Annotated in this window: 16 protein-coding genes; 9 read left to right on the top strand and 7 right to left on the bottom strand. The window is 70.5% G+C overall.

From position 1 onward, the window contains the following. Positions 1-6 precede the first annotated feature (6 nt). Positions 7-834: a pyruvate formate-lyase-activating protein gene (gene pflA, locus M8J74_RS22710; RefSeq protein ID WP_249838205.1), complete on the top strand. Its 828-nt coding sequence runs from the start codon at positions 7-9 to the stop codon at positions 832-834. 43 nt (positions 835-877) lie between these two features. Beyond that, positions 878-1,060, top strand: coding sequence for a hypothetical protein (locus M8J74_RS22705; protein ID WP_249838204.1), 183 nt, complete (start codon positions 878-880; stop codon positions 1,058-1,060). A 43-nt stretch (positions 1,061-1,103) separates the two neighbouring features. On the opposite strand, the gene mscL is transcribed toward M8J74_RS22705, so the two are convergent. From mscL to M8J74_RS22675, 6 genes are all read right to left on the bottom strand, one after another. Beyond that, positions 1,104-1,580 (bottom strand): large conductance mechanosensitive channel protein MscL, encoded by a 477-nt coding sequence (gene mscL / locus M8J74_RS22700; protein ID WP_249838203.1) that lies wholly within the window; start codon positions 1,578-1,580, stop codon positions 1,104-1,106. 138 nt (positions 1,581-1,718) lie between these two features. Beyond that, positions 1,719-2,264, bottom strand: a complete 546-nt coding sequence (locus tag M8J74_RS22695) for a CpaB family protein (RefSeq protein ID WP_249838202.1) — start codon at positions 2,262-2,264, stop codon at positions 1,719-1,721. Between the two features lie 169 nt (positions 2,265-2,433). Continuing rightward, the gene (locus M8J74_RS22690; protein ID WP_249838201.1) at positions 2,434-3,267 is read right to left on the bottom strand and encodes an S-methyl-5'-thioadenosine phosphorylase; all 834 of its coding nucleotides are present in this window, start codon (positions 3,265-3,267) and stop codon (positions 2,434-2,436) included. Positions 3,268-3,384: 117 nt separating this feature from the next. Further along, entirely contained in the window at positions 3,385-3,687 is a 303-nt protein-coding gene (locus tag M8J74_RS22685) for an FmdB family zinc ribbon protein (protein ID WP_079078103.1), read from the bottom strand. A gap of 66 nt (positions 3,688-3,753) precedes the next feature. After that, positions 3,754-5,046 carry an MFS transporter gene (locus M8J74_RS22680; RefSeq protein ID WP_249838200.1) on the bottom strand — a complete coding sequence of 431 codons (1,293 nt, stop codon included), beginning with the start codon at positions 5,044-5,046 and terminating at the stop codon, positions 3,754-3,756. A 408-nt stretch (positions 5,047-5,454) separates the two neighbouring features. Next, positions 5,455-6,990, bottom strand: a complete 1,536-nt coding sequence (locus M8J74_RS22675) for a potassium/proton antiporter (protein ID WP_249838245.1) — start codon at positions 6,988-6,990, stop codon at positions 5,455-5,457. A 229-nt stretch (positions 6,991-7,219) separates the two neighbouring features. Between M8J74_RS22675 and M8J74_RS22670 the strand changes: the two genes are divergently transcribed. After that, on the top strand, positions 7,220-9,991 hold the full coding sequence (locus M8J74_RS22670) for a penicillin acylase family protein (protein ID WP_249838199.1): 2,772 nt from the start codon (positions 7,220-7,222) through the stop codon (positions 9,989-9,991). Positions 9,992-10,207: 216 nt separating this feature from the next. Here M8J74_RS22670 and M8J74_RS22665 read toward each other — a convergent pair whose 3' ends face one another. Further along, complete coding sequence (locus M8J74_RS22665; protein WP_249838198.1) at positions 10,208-10,792, bottom strand: 5-formyltetrahydrofolate cyclo-ligase; 585 nt, start codon at positions 10,790-10,792, stop codon at positions 10,208-10,210. Positions 10,793-10,926: 134 nt separating this feature from the next. Between M8J74_RS22665 and galU the strand changes: the two genes are divergently transcribed. From galU to M8J74_RS22635, 6 genes are all read left to right on the top strand, one after another. After that, complete coding sequence (gene galU / locus M8J74_RS22660) at positions 10,927-11,829, top strand: UTP--glucose-1-phosphate uridylyltransferase GalU (RefSeq protein WP_058924806.1); 903 nt, start codon at positions 10,927-10,929, stop codon at positions 11,827-11,829. 4 nt (positions 11,830-11,833) lie between these two features. Continuing rightward, on the top strand, positions 11,834-13,156 hold the full coding sequence (gene glp, locus M8J74_RS22655) for a molybdotransferase-like divisome protein Glp (protein WP_249838197.1): 1,323 nt from the start codon (positions 11,834-11,836) through the stop codon (positions 13,154-13,156). Positions 13,157-13,285: 129 nt separating this feature from the next. Beyond that, a complete protein-coding gene (moaC, locus tag M8J74_RS22650) occupies positions 13,286-13,765 on the top strand; it encodes a cyclic pyranopterin monophosphate synthase MoaC (RefSeq protein ID WP_249838196.1) in 480 nt (159 codons plus the stop codon). Continuing rightward, positions 13,750-14,298 (top strand): MogA/MoaB family molybdenum cofactor biosynthesis protein, encoded by a 549-nt coding sequence (locus M8J74_RS22645; RefSeq protein WP_372500242.1) that lies wholly within the window; start codon positions 13,750-13,752, stop codon positions 14,296-14,298. Before moaC ends, M8J74_RS22645 begins: the two co-directional genes overlap by 16 nt. Positions 14,299-14,318: 20 nt before the next feature. After that, positions 14,319-14,999 (top strand): GNAT family N-acetyltransferase, encoded by a 681-nt coding sequence (locus M8J74_RS22640; RefSeq protein ID WP_249838195.1) that lies wholly within the window; start codon positions 14,319-14,321, stop codon positions 14,997-14,999. A 172-nt stretch (positions 15,000-15,171) separates the two neighbouring features. After that, positions 15,172-15,578: SepX/GlpR family protein (locus M8J74_RS22635; protein WP_505016708.1), on the top strand; the 407-nt coding region annotated here is incomplete at its 3' end.

Here is a 15,578-nt window from a genome sequence, read left to right as displayed (position 1 = left end):
AGGACGATGACTCCGCTTCTTCCTACGGCGTCGGTTCTGCCGACGCCGGCCTGCGGGCCCGTTCCCGCGGCGGCCACCCCGGCCGCCGCGGCGACCCGGCGCGAGGTGGTCGGCTCGGTCCACTCGTGGGACCTGTCGACCGGTGTCGACGGCCCCGGCACCCGCTTCGTCACCTTCCTGTCGGGCTGCCCGCTGACCTGCCTGTACTGCCACAACCCCGACACCTGGCGGATGCGCGACGGCAAGCGCACCACGGCCGACGAGATCGTCGCCGAGGCCCGCAAGTACACGCGGTTCATCGCCGCCGCCGGCGGCGGGGCGACCATCAGCGGGGGCGAGCCCCTGCTCCAGCCCGTCTTCACCGGCGAACTGCTCAACCGCTTCAAGCACGAACTCGGCCTGCACACCGCGCTCGACACCTCGGGATTCCTCGGCGTCCGCGCCACCGACGCCCTGCTGAGGGACACCGACCTGGTCCTGCTCGACATCAAGTCCTGGGACCCCGCCACCTACCGCAAGGTCACCGGCCGCCCCCTGCAGCCCACCCTCGTCTTCGCCCGGCGTCTGGCAGACCTCGGCAAGGAGGTCCACGTCCGCTTCGTGCTCGTGCCCGGCCTCACCGACGACCCGGCCAACGTCGACGGTGTCGCCGCCTTCGCCGCCTCGCTCGGCAATGTCACGCGCGTCGACGTCCTGCCCTTCCACAAGCTCGGGGAGGCCAAGTGGCAGGCGCTGGGACGCCCCTTCGTCCTGCACGACACACCCGCCCCGACCGCCGAACAGACCGCTGCGGCCAGGAGCATCTTCGAGTCCCACGGACTGCGCGCCGTCTGAGCCATCCGGACGGCGCCCGCCCCCTGGGCCGTACCCTGGAGGCATGACCTCCGCCCCCGCCCCCGAGCCGCGCGCCCCCAAGCCCGTGTTGATCTTCGACGACCCGCTGGACCAGCAGTCCTCGGACGACACCGACCGCGGCTGGGGCGAGCGGCCCGCCGCCGGGAACGACAGCGCGGCCGACCTGAAGCGCTTCCTCGACGAGAAGCCGCCCCACCACCTCTGAACCGCGCCGAGAATCGTCCGCCGGCCCCAGCGGGCCGCCGCCGCTAGCGCCCGTCGTGCCCGCCCCCACGCTGCGCGACCAGCGCGTTGCGGATCTCCTTGAGCACCTCCAGCTCGGTCACCTCGATGACCTCGTGCGTGCTCTCCCTGGCCTTCCTGCGGGCCTCCTGCCGCGCCAGGTACTTCGACATCGGCAGCACCATCAGGAAGTAGACGACCGCCGCGGTGATCACGAACGTGAGGGTGGCGCCGAGGACGGAGCCCCACATGATCGGGATGCCGCTCTTCACCGTGCCGTCCGCGGCCACTTTGCAGGGATCCTGCAGACACGAGGTGTAGTTGTCGAGATTCTTCGTCCCGATCGCCCCGACCACCGGGTTGATGATCCCCTTCACCAGCGTGTTGACGATGTTGGTGAAGGCGGCGCCGATGACCACCGCCACTGCCAGGTCGACGACGTTCCCGCGCATCAGGAAGGCCTTGAAGCCCTGCCAGACGCTCGGTTCCCTCTTCTCGATCACCTACGGGCCTCTTCTCGCATGCACAGGTTGAAGAACAAACAGCTCCGCAACCTACGTCAACACTCGGCCGTCCTGTCCAATCAGGTAGCTCCAACGAGGGACTTGACAGGAATTTCCGCAGGATACGCACAGTGTGGCTCAGCACAGCGTCACCGCCAGGCGTGCCGTCGCGCCCGCGCCGGCCAGGCGGGCCGCGGTGGCCCGGGGAACCGACAGCACCACCAACGCCCCGTTCCCGGGATCGTCGTCCAACGGCTCCGGAACCCTGGTCACCCGCGCCCCACGCGCGACCACCCGGGCGTCACCCCCGGTGGCCGTCTCGCGGGCGGCGATGACGTCCACCCGGTCGCCCGGTCGCAGCAGCCGGACGGCGGCCGTGTCGGCGATACGGACCGGCGCGGCCACGACCTTGACGGCACGGTGCTTTCGTACGGGCTCCGCCACCGGATGCCCGCGCGTCTGCTCGGTGGCGCGCGGGCCCGCCGCCACCAGCGCCGCCGCGGTCACGGCGAGGCCGGCCGCGACGGCGCGCCTGCGGTGCCGTACGAGGCGTTGCAGCTGGTACCGCCCGCCGCGCACCCGCACGGGAGCGAAGTGCGGCACCTCGCACGTGGCGGGTACGTCGGTTCCGGGCGGGTGCGAGGAGGAGGGGGCGGGGTACGAGGGCGGGAGGGGTAGGGACATGCGGGATCACCACCTGCGTCGGGGAATCGGCTTGCAGGCCCACGATGAGGCCTTGCGCCGATCCCCGCCGAGACCGGTGGACTACCGACGAGTTGTGGATAACTCCCTCACCCGAACGGGAGGTTCCGCCGCCGCGCACGCTCTTCCCCGCACTCTTCCCGGCGCCGCGTCACGGCAGGTCGAACCCGGGATTCATGCCGCCCAGCGCCTTGGTGCACAGGCAGTCGCGGTCCTCGTTCGCCGGCAGCCCGGCCACGGCGTCGAACAGCACACCGCGCAGCCGGTCCACATTCGCGGCGAAGACCTGCAACACCTCGTCGTGCGACACGCCCTCGCCGGTCTCCGCACCCGCGTCGAGGTCGGTTACCAAGGTCATCGAGGTGTAGCAGAGCTCCAGTTCACGGGCGAGCGCCGCCTCCGGGTGGCCGGTCATGCCCACCACCGACCAGCCCTGAGCCTGGTGCCACAACGATTCGGCGCGGGTCGAGAAGCGCGGTCCCTCGACCACGACCAGCGTCCCTCCGTCCACCGGCTCCCAGTCCCGGCCGCGTGCGGCCTTCAACGCGGTCGCACGCCCGACGGGGCAGTAGGGGTCGGCCAGCGACACGTGGACCACGTTCGGCATGTCGCCACCGGGCAGCGGCAGCCCGTCGAAGTAGGTGGCGGAGCGGGACTTCGTACGGTCGACCAGCTGATCCGGCACGAGCAGGGTGCCCGGGCCGTACTCGGGACGCAGACCGCCCACCGCGCACGGACCCAGTACCTGACGGGCACCGACCGACCGCAGGGCCCACAGGTTGGCCCGGTAGTTGATCCGGTGTGGAGGCAGGTGGTGACCGCGGCCGTGGCGGGGCAGGAAGGCGACCCGTCGCCCGGCGACCTCGCCGAGGAAGAGGGAGTCGCTGGGAGGCCCGTACGGGGTGTCCACCTGGACCTCGGTCACGTCCTCGAGGAACGAGTAGAAGCCCGAGCCGCCGATTACACCGATCTCTGCGTTCACCATGGCCAGCACAGTATCCGGCGGCAGCCTCGCGTGGAGAGGGGCTCCGCAAACACCGACAGGCCCCGGAAACACCGGTGACCCCGCCGTCGTACGACGGCAGGGTCCTGTGCGCGCGTCCTACGCCGCGGAGCTGCTGCTCGAGGAGGTGTTCGTCCCCGAGGACTTCGAGTCCGAGGACGACGAAGACGGGGTCGAGGTGGACGTCGACGGCTTGGACGACGCCGGCGAGCTGCTCGACGAGGAGCCGCGGCTGTCGTTGCGGTAGAAGCCCGAGCCCTTGAAGACAATGCCGACCGCGGAGAACACCTTCTTCAGGCGACCACCGCAGTTGGGGCACTCGGTCAGGGCGTCATCGGTGAACTTCTGCACCGCCTCGAGGCCCTCGCCGCACTCGGTGCACTGGTACTGATAGGTGGGCACTGTCTCCTCCTGGCACTCTCACTCAATGAGTGCTAACGGGGGTCCATAGTGACGTATTCCTGAGGATCAGTCCACTGTCATCGGCATGCGGTGACCGACGCCACGTGCCACGGTCCGGCTCCGGGGCCGTGAGACCAGGCGTGAACGCAGGGCCACCAGGGTCGCCAGGGCGAGGACCGTACCGGCCATCGGAACCAGGAAACCGGCGCCGTCCCGGAACCGGTCCTCCAGCTGACCGGCGACGGTCACGGCCGCCGCCTGGCCGAGCGCCACCGCGCCGGTCAGCCAGGTGAACGCCTCGGTGCGGGCCCCGGCCGGGACCAGTCCCTCGACCAGCGTGTAGCCGGTGATCAGCGCCGGCGCGATGCACATGCCGACGAGCAGACCCAGACCGGCCAGGACGAGCACCGAGTGCGCGGCCCACAGACCGGAGGCCGCCAGCGCGAGCGCGCCGTACCCGACCACGAGGCGACGCTGCGGGGCCACCTTCCAGGCGACCGCGCCGCACACGATGCCGGAGAGCATGTTGCCCGCGGCGAAGACGCCGTACAGGACGCCGTTCAGGCCCGGCTCGCCGATCGACTCGCTGAACGCGGCCAGCGACACCTGCATCCCGCCGAAGACGGAACCGATGCCGAGGAAGACCGCGATCAGGACGCGCACACCCGGGACGCGCAGCGCGGAAACGTGCTCCACGCGCGCGTGCCCGGCGGGGGCGACAGTGGGCTGGGTGCCCTTCTGCGCGGCGAACAGCAGGCCGCCGAGGAGGGTGAGCGCCGCCTCCGTGACCAGACCCGCGGCCGGGTCGACGGCGGTGCACAGGGCGGTGGCCAGCAGCGGGCCGAAGACGAAGGTCAGCTCGTCCGTGACGGACTCGAAGGCGGCCGCGGTGGTCATCAGGGGCGTGCCCTGGAGCTTCCCGCCCCAGCGGGCCCGCACCATGGGCCCGACCTGCGGCACCGAGGCGCCCGTGGGCACGGCCGCCGCGAACAGCGCCCACAGCGGCGCGTGGGCCAGCGCGAGCGCCGTCAGGGTCAGGCCCGACAGCGCGTGCAGCAGCACGCCGGGGACCAGTACGGCACGCTGCCCGTAGCGGTCCGCCAGACGGCCGCTGTAGGGCGCGAACAGCGCCATGGAGACACCGGTGACCGCCGCTGCGGCGCCCGCGGCGCCGTAGGAGCCGGTGGTGTGCTGCACGAGCAGCACGATGGAGATGGTCAGCATCGCGAACGGCTGACGCGCCGCGAAACCGGGGAGCAGGAACGTCCAGGCGCCTCGGGTGCGCAGCAGTTGCCCGTATCCGGGGCGGGAGGAAGCCGACGAGTCCTTCGACGGCTCGGTGGTGACCGTGGACGCCACGGCCCGTGCCTTTCTGCCGCCTGGTAGCGCGCCCGTGCGGGGGCGCCGAGAGCTGTCCTCTTGCGCGGACTGCGGTAGATGCCGGCGCCCGCAGTGGAGGGCAGCCCGACCGCCATACGGTCGCGCCAGCTCTGCGTCAGGCAGAGTTGGTTCGATCAAGGTATGCCTTCATCTTACAAGGATCAACCAGCGGCGCGCCTGTGAAAGTGAGCACCATGGGCCGGGCGCGCCTGCGATTGGCGGGGGTGTGAACCGTACGAAACGCGCCCTTAACGTCGCGAGCGCCGCGTTGCGCGCCGTGCACGCCCCCCGCCCCGCGCCCCGAATCCAGCGCCCCGCGCCCCGCGCCCGCTCCCGCGCCCAGCACTCCGCCGCGCCAGCGCCCCGCGCCCCGCGCTCACCCCGCACTCAGCGCCCCGTACCCGCCCCGTTCGTCCCGAGCCACCCCGCCAGCTTGCCCCCGTGTCCGACGGCGCGCAGGCGCTTCTCCGCGGCGTCGCGGACCGGGTCCGTGGCCACGACGAGGAGCTCGTCGCCCTTGCGCAGCACTGTCGTCGGCAGGGGGACAAACGATTTTCCGTCGCGCACGACGAGGGTGACCGCGGCACCGGCGGGCATCCGCAGCTCGTTGACCTCGACGCCGTGCATCTTCGAGCCCTCGGGGATGGCGACGGACAGCAGATGCCCGCGCAGCCGCTCCAGAGGGGCGGACTCGATGCCCAGGTCGGCGGCCTCGCCGCTCCCGCCCAGGTGCAGCTTGCGGGCGAGCCAGGGCAGCGTCGGGCCCTGGATGAGGGTGTAGACGACGACCAGCACGAAGACGATGTTGAAGATGCGGCGGCTCGCGTCCACGCCCTCCACCATCGGAATCGTCGCCAGGATGATGGGCACCGCGCCGCGCAGACCGGCCCAGGACATCAGGGCCTGCTCCTGCCAGGGCACCCGGAACGGCGTGAGGCACAGCACCACGCTCAGGGGGCGCGCGACCATGGTGAGCACCAGGCCGATGACGAGCGCGGGCACCACGTCGTCGCCGAGTTCGTGCGGTGTGACCAGGAGGCCGAGCAGGACGAACATGCCGATCTGGGCGATCCAGCCGAGCCCGTCGGCGAAACCGCGCGTGGCGGGCCAGTGCGGCAGCTTGGCGTTGCCCATGACCATCGAGGCGAGGTAGACGCCCAGGAAGCCGCTGCCGTGCGCCAGCGCGCCGCCCGCGTACGCCGTGACGGCGATCGCCATGACGGCGATCGGATACAGACCGGAGGCGGGCAGGGCCACGTGCCGCAGGCCCCAGGCGCCGAGCCAGCCCACCGCGAGGCCGATGGCCGCGCCGATGGCCAGTTCGAGCGCTATCTCACCCACCAGCACGTACCAGTGCTCCACCGGTCCCGCGGTGGAGAAGGCCACCACCAGGATGACGACCGGGGCGTCGTTGAAGCCGGACTCGGCTTCCAAGGTGCCCGTCACGCGCGTGGGGAGAGGTATTTTCCGCAGCACCGAGAACACCGCCGCCGCGTCCGTCGAGGAGACGACCGCCCCGACGATGAGCGCCTGCCGCCACTCCAGCCCGATCAGGTAGTGGGCCGCCCACGCCGTGACCCCGACGCTCACCCCGACCCCCGCCAGTGCCAGCGCGGAGGCGGCCGGCAACGCCGGCTTGACCTCCTTCCACTTCGTGCCGAGACCGCCCTCGGCCAGGATCACCACGAGAGCGGCGTACCCGATGACCTGGGTCAGCTCGGTGTTGTCGAAGTGGATGTCGCCGATGCCGTCCTGGCCCATGAGGACCCCGATCCCCAGGTAGACGAGCAGGCTGGGGAGCCCGCTGCGCGAGGAGATCCGGACCGCTGCCACAGCGACGAGCAGGACGAGCGAGCAGACGAGCAGAAGCTGGTTGAGGTGGTGGACAGTCAGCGGCCGTTCCCTTCCCCGGCTCACGCGCATCGCGCGCGGGAGCTCTCGTACATAGGACACGAGGTCGTGAAACCCCGCACCCAAGTACTTCGTTACCTTACCTAACTCTTGACGCTTTCTTGACGCTCGCCGAGGCAAGATCGAACACCGGCCGGCTCTCGTTCCCGACTCCGCGTCAAGGGGCACAGGGCCCTGCGCCTATGGTTGCTCCAGCACTCCAGGACCGCCTGCCGCTCGCGTTAGGACAGCAAGGACAGCGATGCCCCCCAACATCACCGCCACAACGGGTGACAAGCCCGGCAAGTCCGGCAGGAAGAAGGGGCGAAAAGCCCGACTCGTCGTGCTGGTACTGGTCCTGGCCATCATCGGAGGCATCGCCTACGGGGCGTACTGGTCCATCAGTACGGTGCGCGCGTCCTTCCCGCAGACGAAGGGCTCCCTCACCCTCGACGGCCTGTCAGGGCCCGTGGACGTCAAGCGCGACGGCTACGGCATCCCGCAGATCTACGCCTCCTCCGACGAGGACCTGTTCATGGCGCAGGGCTACGTCCAGGCGCAGGACCGGTTCTACGAGATGGACGTGCGCCGGCACATGACCTCCGGGCGCCTGTCGGAGATGTTCGGCAAGGGCCAGGTCAAGAACGACGAGTTCCTGCGCACCCTGGGCTGGGACCGCGTCGCCAAGGAGGAGTACGACACCAAGCTGTCGGCCTCCACCAAGAAGTACCTCCAGGCGTACGCCGAGGGAGTCAACGCCTACCTGAAGGGCAAGGACGGCAAGGACATCTCCCTGGAGTACGCCGCCCTGGGCTTCACCAACGACTACAAGCCCGCGAAGTGGACCCCGGTCGACTCGATCTCCTGGCTGAAGGCGATGGCCTGGGACCTGCGCGGCAACATGCAGGACGAGATCGACCGCGCCCTGATGACCAGCCGCCTCGGCCCCAAGCAGATCGCCGACCTGTACCCGGACTACCCGTACAGCCGCAACAAGGCGATCGTGCAGGAGGGCGCGTACAACTCGTTCAGCAAGACGTTCGAGCAGAACGGCTCCACCTCCAGCGGCGGAACCTCGTCCGGAACCTCCACGAGCGGCTCTGCGGGCACATCGTCGACGTCGGGGACCTCGGCCCTGCAGAGCCAGCTCTCGGGCCTGTACAAGGTCCTGGACGACGTTCCCACGGCCGTCGGCGTGAACGGCCAGGGCATCGGCTCCAACTCGTGGGTCGTCGCCGGAAGTCACACCATCACCGGCCACCCCCTCCTCGCCAACGACCCGCACCTGTCGGCCTCGCTGCCGTCCGTCTGGTACCAGATGGGCCTGCACTGCCGCACGGTCTCCAGCAAGTGCCAGTACGACGTCACCGGTTACACCTTCGCCGGCATGCCCGGCGTGGTCATCGGCCACAACCAGGACATCGCCTGGGGCATGACCAACTCCGGTGTCGACGTCACCGACCTGTACCTGGAGAAGATCAACGGCGACGGCTACCTCTACGACGGCACCGTCAAGCCGTTCAAGACCCGCGAGGAGACCATCAAGGTCGCCGGGGGCGCGTCCAAGAAGATCATCGTGCGCGAGACGGCCGACGGCATGCCGCTGCTGTCCGACCGCGACGACGAACTCGTGAAGGTCGGCAAGAAGGCCTCCGTCGACACCGCCGCGCCCGACCGCGGCGACGGCTACGGCATCGCCCTGCGCTGGACCGCGCTCGACCCCGGCACCTCCATGGACGCCGTCTTCGCCATGGACAGGGCGTCCGACTGGAGCGACTTCCGCTCCGCCGCCACCCTGTTCGACGTGCCGTCGCAGAACCTCGTCTACGCCGACAAGACCAACATCGGCTACACGCTGCCCGGAAAGATCCCCACGCGCGCGAAGAAGGACGACGGCTCGATCCCGATGCCGGGCTGGAACTCGGACTACAAGTGGACCGGGTACATCCCGAAGGCCGCCCTGCCCTACGAGTTCAACCCGAAGCGCGGCTACATCGTCACCGCCAACCAGGCCGTGATCGACAAGGACAAGTACCCCTACACGCTCACCACCGACTGGGGTTACGGCACCCGAAGCCAGCGCATCAGCGACCTGATCGAGTCGAAGATCAAGGGCGGCGGCAAGGTCTCCACCGACGACATGCGGCAGATGCAGCTGGACAACAGCAGCGAGATCGCCAAGCTGCTCGTGCCCAAGCTGCTGAAGATCGACATCGAGGACAAGAGCGTCCGCCAGGCGCAGGAGCTCCTCGAGGGCTGGGACTACACCCAGGACGCCGACTCGGCCGCGGCCGCCTACTTCAACGCGGTCTGGCGCAACATCCTCAAGCTCGCCTTCGGCAACAAGCTGCCCAAGGAACTGCGCGTCAAGGGCCAGTGCCTGTGGGTCGACCCGGTCAACACCACCGGGCCGGCCGACGAGACGAACAAGGTCCGCGAGTGCGGCGAGCGTGACGCCGACCAGGCGCAGCCGGACGGCGGCGACCGCTGGTTCGAGGTCGTGCGCACCCTCATGAACGACCCCAAGAGCGACTGGTGGTCCACCCCGAAGTCCCTCACCCGGCCGGGAGCGAGCAACAATCGCGACGACCTGTTCAAGCGCGCGATGATCGACGCCCGCTGGGAGCTGACCGCCAAGCTCGGCAAGGACATCGACTCCTGGAGCTGGGGCCGGCTGCACCGGCTGTTCCTGAAGAACCAGACGCTCGGCACCGAAGGCCCCGGTTTCCTGCGGTACATCCTCAACCGCGGCCCCTGGAAGCTCAGCGGCGGCGAGGCGACCGTCAACGCCAGCGGCTGGAACGCCGCGGGCGGTTACGGCGTCGTCTGGGTGCCGTCGATGCGCATGGTGGTCAACCTCGGCGACCTCGACAAATCGAAGTGGATCAACCTCACCGGCGCCTCCGGACACGCCTTCAGCGCCCACTACACCGATCAGACCGGCAAGTGGGCCAAGGGTGAACTCCTCGACTGGGACTTCTCGCAGAAGGCGGTCGACAAGAACAGCCGGGACACGCTGGTGCTCAAACCGTGAGCCGTCGGCGGTAGACCGCGGAGCCGGGAAAGGGGTCCTTCACGCGCGTGGAGGGCCCCTTTCCCGTGCACGGGGGCAGAGTGCGCGCGGGGGCGGGCGCGGGGCTCGCGCGGAGCGGGGCTCATGAGGCGCGAGGTACGCGGGGCGTGTGGCGCGCAAGCGGGGCGTGAGCGCGAGAAGCAGGGCGCGTGGCGATCGCCGAGCGCCCCCGGACACTCACGCGCCGCCACGGAAGCGGCGCACGCCCGACGGCGTCACCACCGCGTGCACAGGCCGGTCGTGCGCCTCCTCCGGTACGCGCTCGACCACCTCCGTGTCGTACAGCAGGACCACGAGCGCGGGGCGTGCGCCCGCGCGCTCCAGACGGGCGAGCACGCGGTCGTACGACCCTCCGCCGCGTCCCAGACGCATCCCGCGCGCGTCGACCGCCAGCCCCGGCAGCAGCACGACGTCCGCCTCGGTCACCGCGTCCGGCCCGAGGCGCGGCCCGGACGGCTCGAACAGCGCCATCTTCCCGCCGTGTTGGACGCGAGCGAGGGAGTGCTCGCCGGTGAACGCGCCCCAGTTCAGGTCGTTGTCGGGCAGGAGCGCCGGGAGCAGGACCCGCACGCCCCGCGCGCGCAGCGCGTCCAGCAGCGCGAGGGTGCCCGGTTCGCTTCCCACCGAGACGTACGCCGCCACCGTGCGCGCGTGCGCCAGTTCCGGCAGTTCGACAGCGCGCCCGGCCAGCGCCTCGGCGGCTCTTCGCATGTCGTCCGCCGTCAACCTGTTTCTCACCGCGAGGAGCTCTCGCCGCAACATTCGCTTGTCAGGCTCGGCCGCAGATCCGTCGTGACGTGCGTCTGGCACCGCGTATCCCTCCTAATGCGCTCATATGAGAGCCAATTAACCGGAGCCTCAGATTCCCTACCAAGGCACCGGATAGGGTTGCGGCCATGACTCAGGCGCAACCCAGGATCAGCAAGGCTGTCATCCCCGCAGCAGGTCTCGGCACCCGCTTCCTGCCGGCCACCAAGGCCACTCCCAAGGAGATGCTGCCGGTCGTCGACAAGCCGGCGATCCAGTACGTGGTCGAGGAGGCCGTCTCCGCCGGCCTCGACGACGTCCTCATGATCACAGGCCGGAACAAGCGCCCCCTCGAGGACCACTTCGACCGCAACTACGAGCTCGAGTCGGCCCTGCAGAAGAAGGGCGACGCCGGACGGCTCGCCAAGGTCCAGGAGTCCAGCGACCTCGCCACCATGCACTACGTGCGCCAGGGCGACCCCAAGGGCCTGGGTCACGCCGTGCTGTGCGCCGCCCCGCACGTCGGGCACGAGCCCTTCGCCGTCCTGCTCGGCGACGACCTGATCGACCCGCGCGACCCGCTCCTCGCGCGCATGGTCGAGGTCCAGGAGCAGCGCGGCGGCAGCGTCATCGCGCTGATGGAGGTCGCCCCGGAGCAGATCCACCTCTACGGGTGCGCTGCCGTCGAGGCCACCGAGGACGGCGACGTCGTCCGGGTGACGGGCATGGTCGAGAAGCCCGACGCCTCCGACGCCCCCTCGAACTACGCGGTCATCGGCCGCTACGTCCTCGACCCGCACATCTTCGACATACTGCGCAAGACCGAGCCGGGCCGGGGCGGCGAGATCCAGCTCACCGACGCCCTGCAGCAGCTCGCGCAGGACGAGAAGATCGGCGGTCCGGTGCACGGCGTGGTCTTCAAGGGCCGTCGTTATGACACCGGGGACCGTGGCGACTATCTGCGTGCCATTGTCAGACTCGCGTGCGAACGTGAAGACCTGGGCCCGGACTTCCGGACCTGGCTTCGAAGTTACGTAGCCGAGGAGATGTAGGAACTTGAGCAGCGCCGCGACCCGCGCCACCGGCCCGGACCACCTGTGGTCGGTGGACGAACACCTGGAGGACATCCTCACGACCGTCCGCCCCCTGGAGCCCATCGAGCTGAACCTCCTGGACGCGCAGGGCTGCGTCCTGGTCGAGGACGTCACGGTGCCGGTGTCGCTGCCGCCGTTCGACAACAGCTCCATGGACGGGTACGCGGTGCGGGTCGCGGATGTCGCGGGCGCGAGCGAGGAGTTCCCCGCGGTCCTGGACGTCGTCGGGGACGTCGCGGCGGGCCAGGCCGACCTGCTCCACGTGGGGCCCGGCCAGGCCGCCCGCATCATGACCGGCGCCCCGCTGCCCCCGGGGGCGGAGACGGTCGTGCCGGTCGAGTGGACCGACGGGGGCCTCGGCGAAGGCCCGGTGACCGGCATGCGCGCCCGCAGCCTGGCCCCCGAGGGCGCCGAGGGGCACGTGCACGTGTACCGGTCGGCCCAGGCACGCGCGCACGTGCGCGCGACGGGCAGCGACGTGAAGGCCGGGGACCGTGCGCTGGAGGCCGGCACCGTCCTCGGGCCGCCGCAGATCGGTCTGCTCGCCGCGATCGGGCGCGGCACGGTCCGCGTGCGCCCCCGCCCGCGCGTGGTCGTCCTCTCCACCGGCAGCGAACTCGTCCAGCCCGACGAGCAACTGGGCAGCGGCCAGATCTACGACTCCAACAGCTTCGCCCTCACCGCCGCCGCCCGCGACGCCGGCGCCATCGCCTACCGCGTGGGAGCGGTCGCCGACGACGCCGAGACCCTGCGCTCCACCATCGAGGACCAGCTCGTGCGCGCCGACCTCATGGTCACCACGGGAGGCGTCAGCGTCGGGGCGTACGACGTCGTCAAGGAAGCCCTGTCCCACGTCGGGGACGAGGACGAGGAGGGCGGCGGCGTCGAGTTCCGCAAGCTGGCCATGCAGCCCGGAAAGCCCCAGGGCTTCGGGTCCATCGGCCCCGACCACACCCCGCTGCTCGCCCTCCCCGGCAACCCCGTCTCCTCGTACGTCTCCTTCGAGCTGTTCGTCCGTCCCGCGATCCGCGCCCTGATGGGGCTCGACGACGTCCACCGGCCCACGACCCGCGCCACCCTCACCGCCGGCAACGCGCTGACCTCGCCGAAGGGCCGGCGGCAGTTCCTGCGGGGGACGTATGCGGACGGCGCCGTGACGCCGGTAGGCGGCGCCGGATCGCACCTGGTCGCGGCCCTCGCGCACGCCGACGCGCTGATCGTCGTCCCCGAGGACGTGGAGTCCGTCGAGCCGGGCACCGAGGTCGAGGTCGTCCTGCTCGGCTGAGCCCCCGCGCGTGTACCGGACCATGGGGCAGTCCTGGTCCGTTGCCGGCGCCGACTTGGGGGTACCGTGTCGCGCACAACAGGCCCACGCGCCGCACCGCGAGGGCCCGGACCGGGAGCGCCGCACAGCATGAGTACGCAGGACCGACTGACGCACATCGACGAGGCGGGCTCCGCCCGCATGGTCGACGTATCCGGCAAGGACGTGACCGCGCGCACCGCGCGGGCCAGCGGACGCGTCCTCGTCTCACCGCGCGTGGTCGAGCTGCTGCGCGGGGAGGGTGTGCCCAAGGGCGACGCCCTCGCCACCGCGCGGATCGCGGGGATCATGGGCGCCAAGCGCACCCCGGACCTCATCCCGCTCTGTCACCCGCTCGCGGTGTCCGGTGTGAAACTGGATCTGTCGGTCGCGGACGACGCCGTGGAGATCGTGGCCACCGTGAAGACCACGGACCGTACGGGCGTCGAGATGGAGGCACTCACCGCGGTCTCCGTCGCCGCGCTCACCGTGATCGACATGGTCAAGGCGGTCGACAAGGGAGCGGTCATCACGGACGTGCGCGTGGAGGAGAAGACGGGCGGCAAGTCGGGCGACTGGAGCCGGGCGTGAGCGCCGGGGCGCGCGCCGGGAGCGGTGCGCCGTATCGCGCGCTGGTCGTGACCGCTTCCAACCGCGCCGCCGCCGGTGTCTACGAGGACAAGGGCGGCCCGCTGATCGCCGCGGGTCTCGAGGGCTTCGGCTTCGCCGTCGACGGTCCGCAGGTCGTCCCGGACGGCGATCCGGTGGAGGCCGCCCTGAGGGCCGGCGCCGAGGACGGCTACGACGTGATCGTGACCACCGGCGGCACGGGCATCTCGCCCACCGACCGTACGCCCGAGGCCACCCGCGCCGTCATCGACTACGAAGTGCCGGGCATCGCGGAGGCCGTCCGGGCGTTCGGACGGGAGAAGGTACCGACCGCCGTGCTCTCCCGCGGCCTGGCCGGAGTGGCGGGACGGACCTTGATCGTCAACCTGCCGGGCTCCACGGGCGGGGTGAAGGACGGGCTGGCCGTTCTGGAGCCCCTTCTGACCCACGCCGTCGACCAGATCCGCGGCGGCGACCATCCCAGACCCGGCGCCACCAGTGGGGGTGCGAGCTGAACAGCCCATCCTGGCCCGTCGTGCTGGCGGACGGCGACATCGTCCTCCGGCCGATAAAGCTGCGCGACCAACGGGCGTGGCGCGAGGTCAACCGGCGCAACCGCGACTGGCTGCGCCCCTGGGAGGCGACCATTCCGCCGCCCACGCCCAGCGGGCCGATCGCACACCGGCCGACCTATCGGCAGATGGTGAGGCATCTTCGGGCCGAGGCGAATTCGGGCCGCATGCTGCCGTTCGTCATCGAGTACCAGGGGCGGCTGGTCGGTCAGTTGACGGTCGCGGGAATCACCTGGGGATCGATGTGTTCGGGGCACGTCGGCTACTGGGTGGACGAGTCGGTGGCCGGGCGCGGAGTGATGCCGACGTCCGTGGCGCTTGTCGTGGACCACTGTTTCCGCACGGTCGGTCTGCACCGCATCGAGGTCTGCATTCGCCCGGAGAACGGGCCCAGTCGCCGGGTCGTGGAGAAACTCGGATTCCGCGAGGAGGGGCTCCGGCCGCGTTATCTCCACATCGACGGCGCCTGGCGCGACCATCTCGTCTTCGCGCTCACCGCGGAAGAGGTTCCGGACGGGCTGCTCAACCGTTGGCGACGGGCACGATCCCAGCGCACCTCGGCCGACTCCCCGCAGGAGACGGCGCGCGACCCCCAGAACACGCCGGGGAATCCCGCATGGCCGTCCCGTAGTCAGGAAAATTGAATAAGTGTTCGAAATTGATCGCTCTGCGACCGCCTCAAGGCATTAAATTCGCCGCCTCGGCGGCCCGCTGATCGCATCGATCACAAAAAAAGTTCGAAATATCAGCCAGATCGTGCGACACACCGGCCCAATTGGCGGATGGCCTCGCGCAAACCCCTCTACGGTGTGAGGCGTGAGCAGCAGCGGCCTCATCTACGCAGTCATTGTCGGGGCCTGGGCCGCCTACTTGGTGCCGATGTGGCTCCGTAGGCAGGACGAGCTGAACGAGGCCCGTCCGACGGAACGCTTCAGCACAGCCATCCGGTTGCTGTCCGGACGGGCGGGGATGGAGCGCCGGTACGCCAAGGACCTGCGCGCGCGCTCCGCCGAAGAGGGGGAGCCCGACGCCGACGCTCCGGACGTGATCACCGACTCGGTGGACGTCCGGGCCTTCGCCATGCCTCCGGCACGGCACCAGACCCGCGCGGAAGTGCAGTCTCCGGCGCCCGCGCGTGCGCAACCGGCGCGCGAACAGGCGGGAGCGCCGGCGGCCGCGTCGAGCACCGCCCCGGCGCGCGCATCGCACTCCGCGCCCGCGCG

The organism is Streptomyces panaciradicis (genome assembly GCF_023516615.1).
GTDB lineage: Bacteria > Actinomycetota > Actinomycetes > Streptomycetales > Streptomycetaceae > Streptomyces > Streptomyces panaciradicis.
The sequence above is the reverse complement of the archived record's forward strand: the minus strand, read 5'-3'. Positions and strand labels throughout refer to the sequence as shown.